General features: G+C 71.6%; 12 protein-coding genes. 5 read left to right on the forward strand and 7 right to left on the reverse strand.

Going from position 1 to position 18,157, the window contains the following annotated elements:
• Nucleotides 1-71 precede the first annotated feature (71 nt).
• Nucleotides 72-500 carry a type II toxin-antitoxin system Rv0910 family toxin gene (locus ACWGR4_RS47365; protein WP_380008103.1) on the reverse strand — a complete coding sequence of 143 codons (429 nt, stop codon included), beginning with the start codon at nucleotides 498-500 and terminating at the stop codon, nucleotides 72-74.
• Nucleotides 501-670: 170 nt separating this feature from the next.
• On the opposite strand from ACWGR4_RS47365, the gene recD2 reads away from it, so the two are divergent.
• A complete protein-coding gene (gene recD2, locus ACWGR4_RS47370; RefSeq protein WP_452134113.1) occupies nucleotides 671-2,926 on the forward strand; it encodes an SF1B family DNA helicase RecD2 in 2,256 nt (751 codons plus the stop codon).
• 121 nt (nucleotides 2,927-3,047) lie between these two features.
• Here recD2 and pssA read toward each other — a convergent pair whose 3' ends face one another.
• The 4 genes from pssA to ACWGR4_RS47390 all read right to left on the reverse strand — a co-directional run bounded on the left by pssA (nucleotide 3,048) and on the right by ACWGR4_RS47390 (nucleotide 9,039).
• The gene (pssA, locus tag ACWGR4_RS47375; protein ID WP_380008098.1) at nucleotides 3,048-3,896 is read right to left on the reverse strand and encodes a CDP-diacylglycerol--serine O-phosphatidyltransferase; all 849 of its coding nucleotides are present in this window, start codon (nucleotides 3,894-3,896) and stop codon (nucleotides 3,048-3,050) included.
• Nucleotides 3,883-4,545, reverse strand: coding sequence for a phosphatidylserine decarboxylase (locus ACWGR4_RS47380; RefSeq protein WP_078977923.1), 663 nt, complete (start codon nucleotides 4,543-4,545; stop codon nucleotides 3,883-3,885). The genes pssA and ACWGR4_RS47380 overlap by 14 nt, the downstream gene beginning before the upstream one ends.
• A 394-nt stretch (nucleotides 4,546-4,939) precedes the next feature.
• A complete protein-coding gene (locus tag ACWGR4_RS47385) occupies nucleotides 4,940-6,640 on the reverse strand; it encodes an N-acyl-D-amino-acid deacylase family protein (protein WP_452133550.1) in 1,701 nt (566 codons plus the stop codon).
• Between the two features lie 1,478 nt (nucleotides 6,641-8,118).
• A complete protein-coding gene (locus ACWGR4_RS47390; protein WP_452133551.1) occupies nucleotides 8,119-9,039 on the reverse strand; it encodes an NAD(P)-dependent oxidoreductase in 921 nt (306 codons plus the stop codon).
• Nucleotides 9,040-9,330: 291 nt separating this feature from the next.
• On the opposite strand from ACWGR4_RS47390, the gene ACWGR4_RS47395 reads away from it, so the two are divergent.
• From ACWGR4_RS47395 to ACWGR4_RS47405, 3 genes are all read left to right on the forward strand, one after another.
• Nucleotides 9,331-10,449: a hypothetical protein gene (locus ACWGR4_RS47395; RefSeq protein WP_452133552.1), complete on the forward strand. Its 1,119-nt coding sequence runs from the start codon at nucleotides 9,331-9,333 to the stop codon at nucleotides 10,447-10,449.
• A gap of 266 nt (nucleotides 10,450-10,715) precedes the next feature.
• The gene (locus ACWGR4_RS47400) at nucleotides 10,716-11,294 is read left to right on the forward strand and encodes an RNA polymerase sigma factor (RefSeq protein WP_452133553.1); all 579 of its coding nucleotides are present in this window, start codon (nucleotides 10,716-10,718) and stop codon (nucleotides 11,292-11,294) included.
• The gene (locus ACWGR4_RS47405) at nucleotides 11,291-11,695 is read left to right on the forward strand and encodes a hypothetical protein (RefSeq protein WP_452133554.1); all 405 of its coding nucleotides are present in this window, start codon (nucleotides 11,291-11,293) and stop codon (nucleotides 11,693-11,695) included. The genes ACWGR4_RS47400 and ACWGR4_RS47405 overlap by 4 nt, the downstream gene beginning before the upstream one ends.
• Before the next feature lie 122 nt (nucleotides 11,696-11,817).
• Here the strand turns inward: ACWGR4_RS47405 and ACWGR4_RS47410 are convergent, their stop codons facing one another.
• Complete coding sequence (locus ACWGR4_RS47410) at nucleotides 11,818-13,083, reverse strand: phytanoyl-CoA dioxygenase family protein (protein WP_380008081.1); 1,266 nt, start codon at nucleotides 13,081-13,083, stop codon at nucleotides 11,818-11,820.
• 112 nt (nucleotides 13,084-13,195) lie between these two features.
• The gene (locus tag ACWGR4_RS47415; protein WP_452133555.1) at nucleotides 13,196-16,708 is read right to left on the reverse strand and encodes an ATP-binding protein; all 3,513 of its coding nucleotides are present in this window, start codon (nucleotides 16,706-16,708) and stop codon (nucleotides 13,196-13,198) included.
• 402 nt (nucleotides 16,709-17,110) lie between these two features.
• Between ACWGR4_RS47415 and ACWGR4_RS47420 the strand changes: the two genes are divergently transcribed.
• The gene (locus ACWGR4_RS47420) at nucleotides 17,111-17,989 is read left to right on the forward strand and encodes an alpha/beta hydrolase fold domain-containing protein (protein ID WP_452133556.1); all 879 of its coding nucleotides are present in this window, start codon (nucleotides 17,111-17,113) and stop codon (nucleotides 17,987-17,989) included.
• The last annotated feature ends 168 nt before the right edge of the window (nucleotides 17,990-18,157 follow it).

Raw genomic sequence — 18,157 nt, forward strand, 5'->3', positions numbered from 1 at the left:
CACCCGCCCCGGGTACGTGCCCGGGGCGGGTGGTCGTCGTGCGTGTTGGTCGTGCGTGCCGCGCAGGGGTGTTACTTGACGAGTGCGGCGAACTTGGCCAGCGACTCGATCAGCGCCTCCTGGGTGGCCTTGGTGACCTTGCCGGCCATCATCTGTACCGCGCCGCCCTTGACCTCGGACTCGATCCGCAGGATCGAACCGTCGCCGGACGCCTCGACGATGAAGGTCTCGGTCATGATCACGCCCATCGGGCCCTTGCCGTCGAGCGCGAGGGACTTGCCCGCCTCGACGTCCTTGATCGTCCACTTGATGTCCGCCGGGAAGCCCATGAGCTTCATCTTCTCGTCGTACGCCACGCCGGCTTCGAGCTTCTCCGGGGCGCCGTTCGGGAACTCGACGTGCGGGACCATCCATTCGCCGAAGACGCTGTAGTCGGTCAGCTTCGCCCACACGGCCTCGGGACTGGCAGCGACCTCGACCTGCTCGTTGATGACGGGCATGCGTGTGTCCTCACGGTTTCGATCTGTTTCGATCTGCGGAGAGCTTGCGGCTCGGAGCATGGAGTGCACGGAACGTACCGCCGATATGTGACACAGTCAATGGTGTCGGGGAGCAAAAAGAGAACGTGTTCTAGTCACCGTGTCGCCCCCTTTGACTACGCTCGGGCGGCATGACGAGCACGCTGCCGGGGATACCGCCCGGCCCGGAATCCGGGGCCGGGGGAGGGGCCGTCCTCGAGGCCGTGCTGGAGCGAATCACGTACCAGAACGACGAGAACGGCTGGACGGTCGCCCGGGTGGACACCGGCCGCAGCGGCACCGAACTGCTCACCGTGGTCGGCGCGCTGCTCGGCGCCCAGCCCGGCGAGTCGATCCGGATGCGGGGCCGGTGGGGCAGCCATCCGCAGTTCGGCAAACAGTTCCAGGTCGAATCGTTCAGCACCGTGCTGCCGGCCACCGTGCAGGGCATCCGCCGCTACCTCGGCTCCGGGCTGATCAAGGGCATCGGCCCCAAGACCGCCGACCGCATCGTCGAGCACTTCGGGGTGCGCTCGCTGGACGTGATCGACGAGGACGCTACGCAGCTCATCCAGGTCCCGGGCCTGGGACCCAAGCGCACCAAGCTGATCGCCGCCGCGTGGGAGGAACAGAAGGCGATCAAGGAGGTGATGGTCTTCCTCCAGGGCATCGGCATCTCCACCTCCCCGGCGGTGCGGATCTTCAAGGAGTACGGCGACGCGTCGATCACCGTGGTGCGCACCGAGCCCTATCGGCTCGCCGCCGACGTGTGGGGGATCGGCTTCAAGACCGCCGATGCGATCGCCAAGGCGGTCGGGATACCGCACGACGCGCCGCAGCGGATCAAGGCCGGACTGCAGTACACGCTGTCCGAGGGCTCCGACAGCGGCCACTGCTACCTGCCCGCCGACGTCCTGGTCGCCCAGGCGGTGAAGATCCTCGACGTGCCCTCCGACCTCGTGGTGCGCTGCCTGAACGACCTGATCGGGGAGGAGGGCGTGGTCTGCGAGGAACTGCCAGGCCCGGTTACCGTGTCCGGGACCCAGGGCGATCCGGTCCAGGCGGTCTACCTGGTGCCGTTCCACCGCGCCGAACTCTCCCTCGCCGGGCGGGCGCGTGCGTTGTTGGGCGCGCGCGAGGACCGGCTGGCCGCCTTCGCCGACCTGGACTGGACCCGGGCGCTGACCTGGCTGCGCGGCCGGACCGGAACGGCGCTGGCGCCCGAGCAGGAGCAGGCCGTACGGCTCGCGCTGACCAGCAAGGTCGCGGTGCTCACCGGCGGCCCGGGCTGCGGCAAGAGCTTCACCGTACGATCCGTGGTCGAACTGGCCCGCGCGCGCGACGCGAAGGTGATCCTGGCCGCACCCACCGGCCGGGCCGCCAAGCGGCTCGCCGAGCTGACCGGATGCGAAGCGGCCACCGTGCACCGGCTGTTGCAGCTCCAGCCCGGCGGCAACGCGGCCTACGACCAGGACAAGCCGCTCGACGCCGACCTCGTGGTGGTCGACGAGGCGTCGATGCTGGACCTGCTGCTCGCCAACAAGTTGATCAAGGCGATACCGGCGGGCGCGCACGTGTTGTTCGTCGGCGACGTGGACCAGCTGCCCAGCGTCGGCGCCGGCGAGGTGCTGCGCGACCTGCTCGCGGCCGAACGGGTGCCCCGGGTGCGGTTGACCCAGATCTTCCGCCAGGCCCAGCAGTCGGGCGTGGTGACCAACGCACATCGGATCAACGCCGGCCGCCCGCCGGTCACCGACGGGCTGAGCGACTTCTTCCTGTTCCCGGCCGAGGAGACGGAGGACGCGGCCACGCTGACCGTGGACGTGGTTGCCCGGCGCATCCCGCGCAAGTTCGGTCTGGACCCGCGCCGCGACATCCAGGTGCTCGCCCCGATGCACCGCGGCCCCGCCGGAGCCGGCGCACTCAACCTGCTGCTCCAGCAGGCGCTCACGCCCTCGCGTGAGGGCCTGCCGGAGAAGCGGTTCGGCGGTCGCGTCTTCCGGGTCGGCGACAAGGTCACCCAGATCCGCAACAACTACGACAAGGGCGCCAACGGCGTTTTCAACGGCACCGGCGGGGTGGTCGTCGCACTGTCCCCCGAGGAGCAGAAGCTCGTGGTGCGCACCGAGGAGGACGAGGAGGTCGACTACGACTTCGCCGAACTCGACGAGTTGTCGCACGCGTACGCGGTGACCATCCACCGCTCGCAGGGCAGCGAGTATCCGGCGGTGGTGGTACCGGTGACCATGGGCGCCTGGATGATGCTCCAGCGCAATCTGCTCTACACCGCGATCACCCGCGCCAAGCGTCTGGTGGTCCTGGTCGGCTCGCGGCGCGCGCTCGGCCAGGCGGTGCGCACGGTGTCGGCGGGCAAACGGTTCACGGGGCTGGCGCACCGGTTGCGGTAGGGGTGGTCCGCGACCTCGGCTCACCCGACCCCGTGAGGCCCGGCTCCGGGCCCGCAAACGCCGGACGCCGCCACCCCGAGGGGTGGCGGCGTCCGAAGCGGTGGTGCGGGTACCGGCGCTGCTAGCGGATCATCCGCAGGCCGATGCGCTCCACGCCCTTGCGGGCCATCGCCATCGCGGGCACGAGCAGGGCCAGGGTGACCTGGGTGGTCGCGCCCATGTTGAGCATCCAGTCGCTGCCGGGCGCGTCGGCCGCCCAGGCGATCAGGCAGCTCATGCTCAGCGCGATCCCCGCCATGACCAGGATCGCCATGTTGCCCTGCGGCTTGGGGTACTCGATCCGACTGACCATCAGCCCGGACACGGCCACGATCAGCACCGCGGCCGGCGTGAACGGCAGGTCGAGCAGCACGATCGAGACGACCGTCATCGCGCCCATCGGGATGGGCATGCCCTGGAACACCCCTGGACGCCCCGGCGTGGTCGCGAATCTGGCCAGCCGCAGGACACCGGCGATCAGCACCGACAACGCGACCAGTACCGCGGCCGGCGCCTGACCCGCGTTCACCGGCACGGCGGCCCAGGTGACCACGAAGAACGCCGGCGCGACCCCGAAGGTGATCACGTCCGCGAGGTTGTCCAGCTGCGCGCCGAGCGAGGACATCCGCAGCTTGCGGGCGACCATGCCGTCACACAGGTCGCACAACGCGCCGACCAGCATCAGCACCACGGCCGCCGCCATGCCGCGCTCGGCCGAGACGCCGACGTCGCCGCCGCGCTGCGCCATCACCGAGCAGGCGAGGAAGTAGATCGCCATGAACCCGCACGCCGCGTTGCCCAGCGTGAGCACGTCGGCGACCGAGATCCGCGAGGACAGGCATGCCTGCGGATCGTCCTCGACCGGGGTGCCCAGGATGTTCAGCTCGGCGACATCCAGGTCGGCCGTATCGTCGTAATCAGTCCCGGTCAAGACGTGTCTCTCCCGCCGTCGTCCGTTGTCCCACGGTCACCGCCGGCTCGACGCCCGGCGGCAGGTACACGTCCACGCGCGAGCCGAACCGGATCAGGCCGATGCGGTCGCCGCGGGCGACCTCGGTACCCGGCTCCAGATACGGCACGATGCGCCGCGCGACGGTGCCGGCGATCTGCACCAGCTCCACGTCGCCGATCGCGGTGTCGAAGATCCACACAACGCGCTCGTTGTGTTCGCTTTCCTTGTTGAACGCCGGAACGAATCCGCCGGCCTTGTGCTCCACGGACTTCACGACGCCGTCGAGCGGCGCACGGTTCACGTGCACGTTCAACGGGCTCATGAACGTCGCGACCCGGGTGCGGCCGTCGGGCCAGGGGTCGATGCTCTGGACCACGCCGTCGGCCGAGGCGATCACGCCGTCGCCGATGACGCGCTCCGGGTCACGGAAGAACCACAGCATGCCACCGGTGAGCGCCAGCGTCGGCACGGCCGCGAGGGCCCAGCGCCGGTTGCGCAGTGCGGCCAAACCGGTCAACGCGCCGGTCACGGCCGTCGGCACCAGCCAGGGAGAAGCTCCCTTGGCCAGGCGCGGCCGTTGCGTCGGCACGAACCCCGCCGAAGCCGGCGAGGGGGAATCGTCACTCATCGAGAACCTTTGTCGGGGGGCGTGCCCGTCGGTAACGGGCGGCACTCGGCGGATGCTACCTAGACGGAGGGCCATCGCGCTTCCGGCGGTGATTGCTCACGACGTACCGACATTGCCCAAATCGGCGTAATTCGGACGCCGATCGAGCCATTTTCGGTCGTGGAACCGGTTGCCCGTATCCACAAGGTTGCCCTCCGCGCATGCCCGCTGTGAAGAGGCCGCGGGTCCCGCTCCCCGTACGCGGTCCGTGGCATCGATCACGTTGGCCGTAGCGTCCCTGTGGCGCCTGCCCCATGGTGAAGGCCAGGCCGGATCGTCACGAAACCGTGACACGGCGGGGGGTCGGTGACCCACCGCCGTGTTCCAAGGGTAAGGGGAGTTATGTGACGTTCCGTCAGTCGGGCAACGAAACAAGTCCGACCATCGTGCCCGGCCGCTCTCCGGTGGGCTCGGCGTCGAGCACGGTGGGCACGCCGCGCACGATGGTGGCCCGTACGCCGGCCGGTCCGCGCGTGAAGCGCCACGAGCCGTCCGGGTTGTCGTAGCGCTTCTCCTCCGGCCGCACCTCGATCTCGTCGAGCGCGAACACCACGAGGTCGCCGGCCAGGCCCGGGGCGATCACGCCCCGGTCGCCCAGGCCGAAGAAGCCGGCGAGCTTGCCGGTGAGGTTGTGCACCGCCTGCTCGACACTCAGCAGGCCGGTGTCGCGTACGTAGCGGGTGAGCAGGTAGACGTTCTCGCCGGAGCCGCAGAACAGTTGCAGGTGCGCGCCGGAGTCGTTGATGTTGGTCAGCGTGTGCGGCTCGGCGAACAGGCCGGCCACGACCGGCTCGTCGAACGCGTCCGGGATGCCGCGCAGGCAGGACAGGATCCCGTTGTGGCCTATCCAGGTGGCCAGCGCGTCGGAGATGTGCAGCCCCTCCCGGTCGGCGTACTCCTTGAGCGAGATGCCGAGCGGGCCGTGACCGGTCTCCGAGATGGCCAGGATCAGCGACTCGGGGCGATCCAGTCGAGATGTCGACGACGAGACCCGGTTGTCCCAGTCCTCGCGGGCCTGGGCCCGCCACCGCGGATCGGCCAGGGTGGCGAGCTTGGTCTCGGCCGGACCGTTGATCCAGTGGTTCCACGCGGCGACCCGCTGGAAGGTGAGCGCACGCTCGAAATTGAAGAACGGCTCCAGCGGTTTATGCGGCACGTTGGGCCAGAAGTCGACGCCGTCGGCGCGCAGCCTGCGGTGCAGCGCGATGGTCTGTTCGCGCAGGTAGTCCTCCCGAACGGTGGACGGGATGGCGGTCCACTGGGCCCGGATCCCACGCGGCTTGCAGATGCGGGCGAAGCGCTCCACATCGGCGTCGATGTTGTCCGGTTCGTTGAACCGGGTGATCAGTTGGAGGGTGGCCCCGGGGTGCCGGGCGAGTACGTCGGCCAGGGCCTCGAACTCGGCGTCCTCGGCGAGCCGGGTGGGTACGGGCTTGAGGTAGCGATCCTTGTCGAAGACATTGGTCGACAAGCCGATAGCTCCATGAGTCAATGACTCGTCGAGCAACGCGGCCATCTCGGCGATCTCCTCGGCGGTCGCCGCCCGCGCCCAGGACGCCTCCGCACCCATCACCGTGGTGCGCAGGGTCAGGTGCCCGACGAACCCGGCCACGTTGACCGCGACGGCCTGCCCCTCGACCGCGCCGCGGTACTCCGGCCAGCGCTCCCATGTCCACGGCACCTTGTCCTGGAAGGCGGAGAGCGGAAGGTCCTCCAGGAAGCAGAACAGATCGAGCACGGGCCCACGCGCACTCTCCCGCAATGGCGCCACCGACATCCCACAGTTGCCGAACACGACGGTGGTGGTGCCGTAGGCGGGCAGCGGATCGAGGTCCGGGTTCCACCACATGGCCCCGTCGACGTGCGTATGCGCCTCGATGAACCCGGGCGCGACATAGGCCCCGCCCGCCTCGACGACGCGCTCGGTGCCACCGTCCGGGAGCAACCCGGGGCCGACCTCGACGATCACGCCGCCCCTGATCCGCACGTCGGCGGGGGTGGGGGGCGCTCCGGTTCCGTCGACGACGGTGCCTCCGCGTACGAGCAGATCGGCCATGGGGCTTCTCCCTATTACTTGTGATTACTTGTGCCGGATTACCGGGGTGGGATCGGGTCGGGCTGCCGGGGCTCCTCGTGATTTACGTTACGTGTTGTAACTTAACTTGGTGAACTATTCAAGGGTGGTGGGGGAGGTGGGAGGTGGGGGGTGCGGGTGGGGGTCTGGTTCTCCGGGGGCTTCCTTCCCGAGTGGGTCGGGTGTTTTCGGCGGGGGTTGCGCTGGTGGTTGCGGGTGGCCGGTGCGGGGCCGGTCGGAGTCGGTGGTGGGCCGCCGCCGGCGTGCGGGGCTCCGAGACTCCGGGTTCCCGGCGAGGCGGGCGCGTTGCTCGGCGAAGACCGGCCGGCAGCGGGGGAGCGGGAGGGCGGTCGGGTTGGGTTCTCCGGGTGCCTTCCCGGGTGGGTCGGGGTGTTTCGGGGTGTTTGGAGGGGTGTTGGGGTTGGAAACCTGATCGCGGTGCGTGGTTGTGGGCGTCGAGCTTCGGTGACCTGCGGTTTTGCGTGGTTGGGGTGGAAAGTCGGGCGTCGAGTGCCGGTTTCGTGTTCTCCGGCCTCTTCATCGCCGCTGTGGAGACCGAAACTGGCCGGTGGGGGGGGGTCGGTTTCGGGCGCTGCGACCTCGCGGAGGCTGTCGAGCCGACCGAAAGTGCCCAGTGGGAGCCGAAACCGGATCCCGAGGCACTCGAAACGGCTTCCCTTCCCGCTGACCTGCGGTTTTCTCGCGCGCCGAGACTGCGACACCTCACGCCGTCCGGTTTCGTGAACTCCCGCCCCCCACAAGCCCACCGCACCTCGAAATGCCCTGCCCATCCCACCCGGGAAGGCCCCCGGAGAACCCAACCCGACCGCCCTCCTGCTCCCCCGCTGCCGGCCGGTCTTCGCCGAGCAAGGCGCCCGCCTCGCCGAAGACCGGCAGTCTCGGCGCCCCGCACGCCGGCGGCGGCCCACCACCGACTCCGACCGGCCCCCCCACCGGCCACCCGCAACCACCAGCGCAACCCCCGCCGAAAACACCCGGCCCACTCGGGAACGCACGCCCGGCGAACCCAACCCGAGCCACCTCCCCGCCCGCCGCTGCTGGTCGCTTTTAAGCCGACCAACACGCCCGCCTCGTCGAGACCGGCAGTCTCGGAGCCCCGCACGCCGGCGGCGGCCCACCACCGACTCCGACCGGCCCCGCACCGGCCACCCGCGACCAAAGGCGCAACGCCCCCGGAAGCACCCGGCCCATCCGGGAAGGCCCGCCGGAGGAGCCGACCCGAGCACCACCCCGCCCGCCGCTGCCGGCCGGGTTTTGCCGAGCAAGGCGCTCGTCTCGCCAGAAGCCGGAAGCCTCGGAGACCCGCACGCCGGCGGCGGCCCACCACTGACTCCGACCAGCCCCGCACCGGCCACCCGCGACCAAAGGCGCAACGCTCGCCGGAGGCATCCGACCCACTCGGGAAGGCCCCTGCGGAGCCCGACTCACCTCACCTCACCTCACCTCACCCCGCCGCCACCGCCGCCATCACCGGCCGCCGGCCGTCGCACGCTTTCGACGATTCGGGCGAAGCTTTCCTTGCCATGGCCCGTTGCGATTTGGCGGTCGATCAGGTGTTGTACGACGGCGATCACCTCCGTCCCCACGCCCTGGTCTCGGCCGGCCTCGGCGATGGTGTCGACGGCGGCCTTGTTGAAGGCCAGGCTTTGGGTTTCGGCGGTGTAGTCGGCGCTGTCGAAGTACTCTGCGTGGCCGGCCAGGCCGCCGGTCATCGCGGTGAGCCAGGGGGCCGCCAGCTCGGCGAACTCGGTTGCCGGGACGCCTTCGCTGCCGACCAGGGCGGCGCCGTAGGCGAAGCCGGCGAACATCGAGTACATCGAGCCGAGCAGGGCCAGGTCGTAGAGCGAGGCCAGGCCCGCGTCCTCGCCGAACCAGCGTGCGCCGCCGAGCAGTTCGAGGAGGTCGCGGTGGGTGTCGAAGGCGGCCTGCGAGCCGCTGTACAGGAGCGAGGCGACGGGCAGGCCGATCATCTCCGGGATGGCCATGATCGCGCCGTCGAGGTATTCGATCCCGTGCTCGGCGGCCCAGATCGCGGTCTCTCGGGCCTGCTTCGGGGTCACCGTGGTCACGTTGATCACCAGGCGGCCGGCGAGCGGGTCGACCAGGGCGGCCAGCGTGTCGCGGACCGACGCGTCGTCGAGGAGGCACACCACGACCACCGGTGAGGCGCGGACCGCTTCGGCGGCGCTCGGGGCGAGCGTGACGCCCTGGGCGACCAGATCGTCGGCGCGGCCGGCGGAGCGGTTCCAGACGGTGGTGGGGTGGCCGCCCCGGTGGATCGCGCCGGCGATGGCCCGGCCCATCGCGCCGAGGCCGAGGACGGTTACGGGGGTGTGGGAGTGGGACTGCTGCGCGTTCACAAAGTTCTCCGGATGTCGCGAAGGAGGGAAGAAGAGAGGGGGCGGAGGGGGTGAGACGACGGCGTTCGGCGCCGGGATTCATCCTTGATCGGTGCACTCCAGTCGGCAAGTACCTACTAATAAGTGAGGTACTGATGAAAAGGTAAGTATTGAGGCGAGCGGCCATGGCGGCGGCCGTTCGGGCCGCTGTCCGGCTCGGAATCGGGGGAACTCCCCACGTCCTGCGAACAGGCGGTCGGTTTTCGCCCGGACGTCTTTTCGCGTCCATCCGGGACCGGCACAATCGCCGCCATGGCGATGATCGAGACCCGCGAATCCGTCGGTGAGCGGCTGAAGTCCGGCGCGCTCGGGTTTCTCTCCGGCGGCGTGATCGGCGCCGCGCTGGGCTGCTTCGTGGTTGCGTGCATCCTGGAGAGCCGGCGGCTCTGCGTGATCGGGGTCGGGCTCTTCCTGTTCAACATGGCTGCGTGGGCTGTCCGCGGGCGCGTTCAGGAGGCCCGGGACGTGCGTGCGCCGGCTCGGCTTGCCCTCGCCGTGATCGAGAGCCGGCGGGCCCTCGGGAGCGATACGGCCGACATCCCGGTCGAGTTCGAGCTGACCGTGGCGCCGGACGAGCGCACGGCGTACCGGGTGAAGATGCGTCAGGACCTCAACCTGGTCGACATCCCCGACTATCGGCCGCGTGGCGTCGTGGTGGTGGAGTACCGCCCCGACGACCTGTGGGACGTCAAGCTCGTGACCGAGCCGACCGCGGAGTGGGCCCGGCGGGCGAGTGTGGAGACGGTGGACTCCGCACCGGTGTCCGCCATGGTCGAGGCCCCGCGCGGCGACGGTGCGTTCTGCCTGCTCGTCCTGTTCGGCCTGTTGGTCGGCGCGGGGATCGTGGTACTGCTCTGCCGGGCGGAACTGGCCGACGAGATCGGCGACCAGAGTACGAAGACCACGTCCTCGTCGTCCTCGTCGTACTCCGAGACGAAGGTCACGAGTAGCGTGTCGACGGGCACGACCGTCTCCGGCACCGCGTCGTCCGACTCGATGCTGGCCGAGGGGGAGCTTCGCCGGCTGGTCGGTTCGCTGGTGAGCGGGATGCACACGGGCAACGCCGCCACGTTCACCATCGACGAGCACGGCATCTCGATGCAGGGCGTGCTCGGCGCGCCGGTCGACCCCGGGGCGGTGATCGACGTGAAGACGCTGCCGTTGGAGCGGTTGCCCGGACTGGTCCGCATCGCGCAGACCAAACTGGGGATCGCCGAGCCGAATTCGTGGCGGATCACCTTCGAGCCGGTGGCCGGGTCCGCGCCCGGGCCCGGGTCCGTGGTCATCCGGGTCACCGTGACCGGAGCCGAAGGCAAGGCGTCGCTGGAGGCGGACACCGAGGGCCGGATCACCAAGCGCAACCCGCGCTGAGGCCGCCCCCGCCCGGCGCGGGATCATCGGGTTCGTGATCTGTCGTCACCGTCTCGCGAACCCGCGCGAACCCGCGCGCATCCCGCTCGCGAACCCGGGTGAATCCTTTCGCGTCCGGCGCGCCTCTCATGGGTGTGCGGACGAGCACCTCGTCCGCCCCGCATCCCATCGGGAGGACCCCATGACCGTAGTCGTCATCGTCGTCGCGGCAGTCGCGCTGCTGCTGTGCGTGTGCACCGTCACGCTGCGCCGCCGGAAGCGTCAGCGTGGCTGACCACACCTGGCCCGGCGCGGTCCTGGTCGCGGCGGCGCAGCGCGGTGACGTCGACGCGCTCACCGCGCTCGTGCACGGCTCGCATCCGCACGTGCGCCGGTTCGCGCATACGTTGTGCGCCACCCCCCAGGATGCGGAGGACGCCGCGCAGGAGGCGCTGATCATCCTCTACCGCAAGATCGGCATGCTGCGCGCCTCGGGGGCGTTGGCGTCGTGGATGTTCCGGATCGTCCGCAACGAGTGCCTGCGTCGCACCCGTGCCCTGGTCCACCACACATCGGCCGCCGAGTCCGACCCGTTCGACACCCCCGGCGGTACCGCGCGCTCCGCCGAGGAGGACGCTCTGCTGCGCCTGGAGGCCGAACGCGTCGCGGCCGCCGTCGCCGCCCTGCCGGACGACCTGCGGCAGGTGCTGGTCATGCGGGACATCCAGGGTCTGCCCGGCCGGATGGTCGCCGACCGGCTCGGGATCAGCACCGCCGCGATGAAGTCCCGCCTGCATCGATCCCGTTCGGCGGTACGCGAGGCCCTGCGCGACGAACCGTCCCGTAGTGAGGAGAACCGACGATGACCCTCGACTCGACCACGACCACGACGACCACGCTCACGAAGACACGCACCGCCGAGCCCGTCTCCCCGCCCGCCGATCCGGTCCGGCCGGCTGCCCACGACGCGCAGGCCGCCCTCGCCGCGCACGCCGTCCACGTCGCGCCCAAGCCTGCCGGCTTCGCCAGTGCCACAGTCCCGCGCCATCTGGCCCGGGGCGCCGTCGGGTTCGGCGCGCTCGTCGCGTCCCTGGCCCTGCTGCCGGTCGCCGGCTGGATGAGCCTGCTGCTCGCGCCGGTCGGCCTGTTCGCGCTGCGTGGTTGCCCGATGTGCTGGGCGATCGGCCTGATGGAGACCATCTCGGCCGGCCGCCTGCGCCGCTCCTGCGCGAACGGGAGGTGCGAACTCACCCGTCCGGGGAAATAGGCGCCGCGCCGCGCGCGGCCCGGCGGATCCTCGCCGAGTCGGGATCCGCTGGGCCGGGCCCGGCCCCAAGCCCAGCCGCAAGCCCGGCCCCGCGCCCGGGCACCGCGAACACGCGCCCGGCCTCACATCCACGACAGGGCCGACTCGTCCCCCCTGTTGTCGTAGCCCGGGATCACATGCTCATAGCTCTCGTACGGGCTCGTGACGTCGAAGATGCGCGGGTTGTCGAACTGGACGTAAAGCGTGCGCCGACGGGCGGCGCCGGTCGCGGCCGGGCCCGCGTGCATCCCGCACCCCATGTGTACGGTCACGTCGCCCGGGTCGGTGGTCATCCCCACCACCGGCAGCCGGGCCCACTGCTCCGCCGTGTAGCGCTCGTGCGCGACCGTGCCCCACGACCCGGCCAGCGCGTACAGCTGTGAACTGTCCTGGGTCACCGCGTCGAGCCGGATGCCCACGTGCACGCGCGGACACGTGATCGGACAACCGCCGAGCGCGCAGTCCTTGTGCCAGGGCAGGTCCGGGATGGACAGCGGCTCGGGCGCGGTGCCGAACTCCTTCAGCACGGCGATCTGTCCGGAGTCCCGGTCGGTCACCGCGACCACGTCCTGGCCCGCGAGGCCGCACAACATGCGCACGGTCGGGTCGTCGGCCAGCGCGGCGATCCGCGGCGAGCGCATGCCCAGGTAGGTCAACCGGTAGGGCGAGCGCCGGCCGGCCGGGTCCGCGGCCCACAACGAACCCCGGTCACCCTCACGGCACAAGCCGCGAATCCGGTCCACCTCGCCGGCCAACTCCTCGACCCGGTCCGCGTCGAAGACCTGACGTACCACCAGATAGCCGGTGGTACGCAGGAAATGCGCCATCTCGTCGGGTTCGTCCCGGGTGGTGAAGTCGCGGTGCAGGTCGATCGGCCGATCCGCCAGGTCGCGCAGATCGAGGGCTTCGGGGTGATAGATCGGCGTCCCGGAGTACATGCAGCGGATCGCCGGCTCCCACGTGTCCCAGTCGGCGAACGTGCCGCGCACGAAGCGCACCGCGTGCGACTCGACCAGACCGCGGCTGGTGCGCAGTTCGTACAGGTAGTCCTGCCACGCGCCGGACGCCAGCTCGACGACCAGTTCGGCGTCCGCGCTGACCCCCGGCACGATGCGCACCTGGCCCCGGTCCTCGACATAGCTGTACGCCGAACCGTCGGGCATGCACAGGGCGATCGGGGCGCGGCCGGCCACGTCCCAGGCGACCCGTTCGCCGAGTCCGCCCTCGAGCCGGCGTGGCAGTTCCACCCGATGAAACGAATCGAAGCACACGACCGGCCAGCCCAACACACTGAACGTGCCCCGGTCGGCGTCGTGCGCCACCGCCGATCCCGCGCCCGCAATCCCCATTGCCCCGTCCTCCCCGTTGTGCACCCGGCACACCGGCCGGGTCGTCACCAACGGTAGGCAAACAGCGTCAGAACAGCGTCAGAGCAGCGCGAAAGCGCAAGGTGACAGCCAGTCAGCTCCGTGACGGTACGCCGGCGTCCGGCGGGTCCCCGAGCAATCGCACCGCGTCCTGAAGCGTACGCTCCGCGTGTCCGGGCAGGCCCAGTTCGACGCAGCGCGCGTGCGCCGCCGCGAAGTGCGCGCGGGCGGCGGCCTCGTCGCCGGCCAGCGCGGCAAGGCCGCCGAGCACCCGGCGTACCGGGCCGAGCGAGGAGCCGGTCCAGTCCAGGTGATCCGCGTACGGCGCCAGCGCCTCCGCCACCAGCAACCCTCGCTCGGTGTCGCCCAGTTCCAGGGACACCTCGCCCAGCCGCATCAACGAGCCGGTCCACAGCAGGTCCACCGGGATGGTCGCGAAGCCCGGCACGCACAGGGCGTGGAACTCCTCGCGCGCCGACTTGGGATCCGCCGACGCGGACGCCGCCCAACACGCCTGTACCCGCCACCAGGACACGTCCCGGGACCAGCCGGCCGCCACCCCCGCCCGACGCGCCATCACGCCCAGCCGGCCCTGCTCCCAGCGCACCGCCAGGATCTGCGACAGGTTGAACGAGCGCACCGCCTCGCGCGGCAGCCCCGAACGGCGGGCCAGCCGCAGCGCGTCGGCCAGTACGTCCGCGGCCCGCGCGGTGCGTCCGCGCAGCAGTTCCAGGCCGCAGCGGTAGATCAGCACCTCCCACGTGAACCACGGGTGCCGCAGCCGCCGGGCGACCCGCTGCGCCTGCGCGTACTCGCGCTCCGCGGCCGGGATCGCGCCGCACACCACCAGGTCGTAGGCCTGGTTCAAGTGGCTGCGAAACAACGACTCCTGATCACCGGTCAGCCCGGACAACACGGTCAACTCGCCGCTCATCCGCAGCCGTTCCTCGACCAGGTCGGGGCCGGACGCGGCCAGGTGGTGTGCCTCCAGGCCCTGCGCCAGCGCGTCGTGCGAGCCCGATTCGCGGGCCGTCTCCAGGGCTTCGTACAGCATGCCCAGCCGAGCCTCGCGATCCTGCCCGAAGGTGAGCGCCACCGCGAGCGCGGCCAGCAGCAGCGAGCGCAGCGCGATGTCGGCGGGCAGCGCGGACGCGATCGGCAGCGCGGCCAGCGCCTCGCGCAGCAGGGCGACCAACTCCAGGTCCACGCCCACCTGGTACACCTGCCCCAGGCGGACCATGGCCAGCGCCACCCGGCCGAGCCTGCGCGAATCGGAGAGCGCCCGGGCCTCCTCGGCGGCGCGGCGCAGCACCTCGCGGCAGCGCCGGTCGCCGCACCGGTCCAGCGCGGCGCCGCGCGAGAGCAGCAGGTCGCAGCGGGTCTCCGGGGCGGGGTCCGTGACCATCGGCAGCACCTCCAGGGCCTGCCGGTAGTGCTCGGCGGCGACCTCGAACGCGCCGCCGTCGCGCGCCTCGTCGCCCGCCCGGCGTGCGTAGTCCAAGGCCCGGCGGGCCTCGCCGAAGCGGCAGGCGAGCCGGAAGTGGTGGGCCAACTCGGGCAGATGGGCATCCCGATCACCCCGGGCTTCCAGGGCCAGGCCGACCTTGCGGTGCAGCTGGAGGCGGCGCGCGGTGGGCAGTTCCTGGTAGAGCGTGGAGCGGACCAGGGCGTGCACGAAGGTGAAGCGGCCCGGGCGGTCGGTCTCCTCACCGCGCACCACGTGCGCGCGTTCCGCGTCGTCGAGCGCGTCCACGACGGTGTCGAAGCCGCCGGGGTGCACCGCCGCGACCAGGTCGATGTCGAACGAGGGGCCGACCACCGCGGCCACCGTGAGCGCCTCCAGGGTGGACTGCGGCAGGCCGAGCAGCCGCTGGCGCAGCACGTTGCGCACCCGGCGCGGGACGTCGGCCGGCACGCTCTTCCCCAGCGCCGACCAGTCGCTGACGTCGGCCCACTGGCGCAGCAGTTCGGTGGCCAGGAGCGGATTGCCGTCGCTGAGTTCGCGCAGTACGTGGGCCCGGACGCCCTCGGCGCGCGGCGGCAGCGGGCCGGCCAGTACGTGGGCCAGTTCGACCAGGGCGGCCACGTCCAGGCCGCCGAGCGGCACATGCAGCGGGTGCAGGTCGCGGTAGAGGTCGGCGATCAGCCGGGTCATCGGATGCACCGAGCCCAGACCGGTGTCCCGGAAGGCGATCACCACCACCGCACGGGTGCCGACCAGGGCGCGGGCGACATGCCGCAACATCAGCATGGTCGAGGTGGAGGACCAGTGCACGTCGTCGAGCAGCAGGATCAGGTCGCGCTCGCCGGCGGCGTGCCGGAACACCCCGGCGACCGCCTCGAACAACCGATAGCGCTCGGTGTCCGAGTCGGGCGGTCCCTGAGGCTGGGTCAGGCCCGCGGGCTCCAGCGGCAGTTCGGGCAGCAGCCGGTGCAACTCGCCGCCCAGGTCGCCGACCCGCTCGCGCAGTTCCTCGGCCGCGACGTCGCCGAGATGGGCGCGCAGCATGGTCACGAACGGTTGGAAGGGCGCGGCCACACCCTCGTCGCTGCGCCCGGTCAGCACCAACGCGTTGCGGCCGGCGCGGGTGGCGAACTCGTTGAGGAGGAAGGACTTGCCGATCCCGGCGTCGCCGCTGACCAGGATCACGCGCGAGCCGACCTCGGCCCGGGTGGACTCCTCGAGCAGACGCAGTTCGGCGGAGCGGCCCACGATCGGCCCGGGCGCGCCGTGCGGGAACACGTCGTGCGCCGAGCGGGTCGGGGCGGGCGCGGGCGGCGCGTCCAGACCGGGTGTCGGTGAGGCGAAGCGGGCGGCGGGCGCGGGCACCGGCAGCGGTTGCGGCGTGGCGTCGCCGAGCAGGCGCAGGAACGCCGACTCGGTCTCGGGCGAGGGGCCCACGCCCAGTTCGGAGTTGAGCAGCCGCCGACACCGCTCGTAGGCGCGCAGCGCGGCCGCGCGGTCCCCGCCGGCGGCGTGTGCGGTCATCAGCAGGCGGTGACTGCTTTCGCGGAACGGATCCAGGTCGACCAGTTGGGCGGCGCGGGTCACGGCCGCGTCGGCGCGGCCCAGGTGCAGTTCGGTGGTCACCGACACGGCGAGCGCGCGCAGTCGGGCCGAACGCCAGCGGGTACGGCGCTCGTTCACCCAGTCGCCGTCCAGGCCGGGCAGAAACGGCAGGGCGAGGATCTCGTGCGCGTCGTGCGCCCGGGTCCTGGCCTGCGCGAACGCGCCGTGCACGGCCAGCGCCTCGGCTTCGATCAGGGCGCTTTCCGCCGCCTCCACGTCGACCTCGGTGCCCTCGGGCAGGGACAACACGTAACAACCGGCCCGGTGGCGCAACACCGACGACGCGTCGTAGCCGGCCTGCCCCAGGAAGCCGCGCACCCGACTGAGCACGCCGCGCAGCGCGCCCTCCCACGATTTGGGCGCCTGCTCGGGCCACAGGAGCGCGGCCAACTCCTCGCGCGGCACCGGGTGTCGGCGACCGAGCGCGAGCGCGGCGAAGACGAGCCGGGCCTGCGGTCCGCCCAGCAGGTCCTCCGCGGCGCGACCCGCGGGGCCGTCGACGCAGACATGGCCGAGAACACGTACCCGGACCACCATGCGACGGACCCCCCTCCTGCTGTCGTCGGCGCGACGACCGATTCCCCGGCGCCGGTCCGGGAGCGGTTCGAAGGACCCCGCGCGCCACATCGTACGAACCGAACGGTGCGCCCGGCGCCCAATTGCGCCGGCGCCCAGGTCACAACCCGGCCAATCGCTTGATCCCCACCAGGGTTTGTCGCAAGCTTCGATCCGCACGCGCGCGCTCCCGGCCGGGCGGTCGCACGGGTCCGGTCGTGGGCCGGGCCCGCCGGCGTGGACGATCGACGGCGGGGCAGACGGTGGATGGGCCCGGATCCGCGGGCCGGGACGGGTTGTCGACGGGATCCATGGGATCGGTGGGGTCGAGCGGGCCGCCGGGGACGGTAGGGCCCGGTCGGGTCCGGTCGGGGAGGAGCTGGGATGAGCCTGGACGGTTGGCAGTTGCCGCCGGTACGGGAAGGGCGGCCTGCGCCGGAGGAGTTGGAGGCGCGGCGCCGCGGCACGGCGGCGTACCGCGAGGAACCCGAGGAGGGGGTGGCGGTTGCCCGACGCCTGGTGGGCGGGGTGCCGTGCACGTTCCTGGAGGTCCCGGCCCCGGCGCTGACGCTGCTCTACTTCCACGGCGGCGGCTATCGCATGGGCGACGCCGAGGGCTGGCTGGGGATCGCGTCGCGGATCGCGCTCGCGGCCCGGGCGCGGGTGATCCTGGTCGAGTACCGGCTCGCCCCGGAGGCGCCGTTCCCCGCCGCGCTGCACGACGCGGCGAGCGTGTACGACGCGCTCGTGACGGTGGAGGAGGAGGGCCTCGACGCGGCGCCGTTCGTGGGCGGCGACTCGGCGGGCGGCGGCCTGGCGGCGGCGCTGGCGATCGCGGCGCGGGGTGCGCGGGTGCCGATGCCGGCGGGCCTGGTGCTGTTGTCCGCGTGGTTGGACCTGACGGTGACCAAGCCCACATACGACTCGAACGCGGCCACGGACCTGTTCATCTCGAAGCGGTCGCTGCGCGAGGCCGCCGAGATCTACCTGCAACTGCACGACCCGAGCGACCCGTTGGCCTCCCCACTGTTCGCCGACCTGTCCGGCCTGCCGCCGATACTGCTGATGGCGTCGTGCCACGAGGCCCTGCTCGACGACACCACGGCCTTCGCCTCCCGAGCCGCCGCAGCCGGCGTCCAGGTCCAGGCCCACCTGATCCCCGACGTCCCCCACGCCTGGCCCGCCATCGACCCGGAAATCCCGGAATCCACGACGGCGATCGGCGCGATCGCCAGGTTCCTGACAACAACGTCGGCGACTTGAGCCGGACGGCTCCGGCGAGGGTTGCGCATGGGGTTGCGGGCCGGCTGGTGCCGGGCTGGTCGGAGTCGGTGGTGGGCCGTTGCCCGGGGTGGGGGCTTCGGGGTGTGGGGTTTCGTCGGGGGTGGGTGCCCGGGTCGGGGTGAAAGGCGACCAGCGGCGGGTGGCGGG

It is taken from the genome of Embleya sp. NPDC055664 (assembly GCF_053618075.1).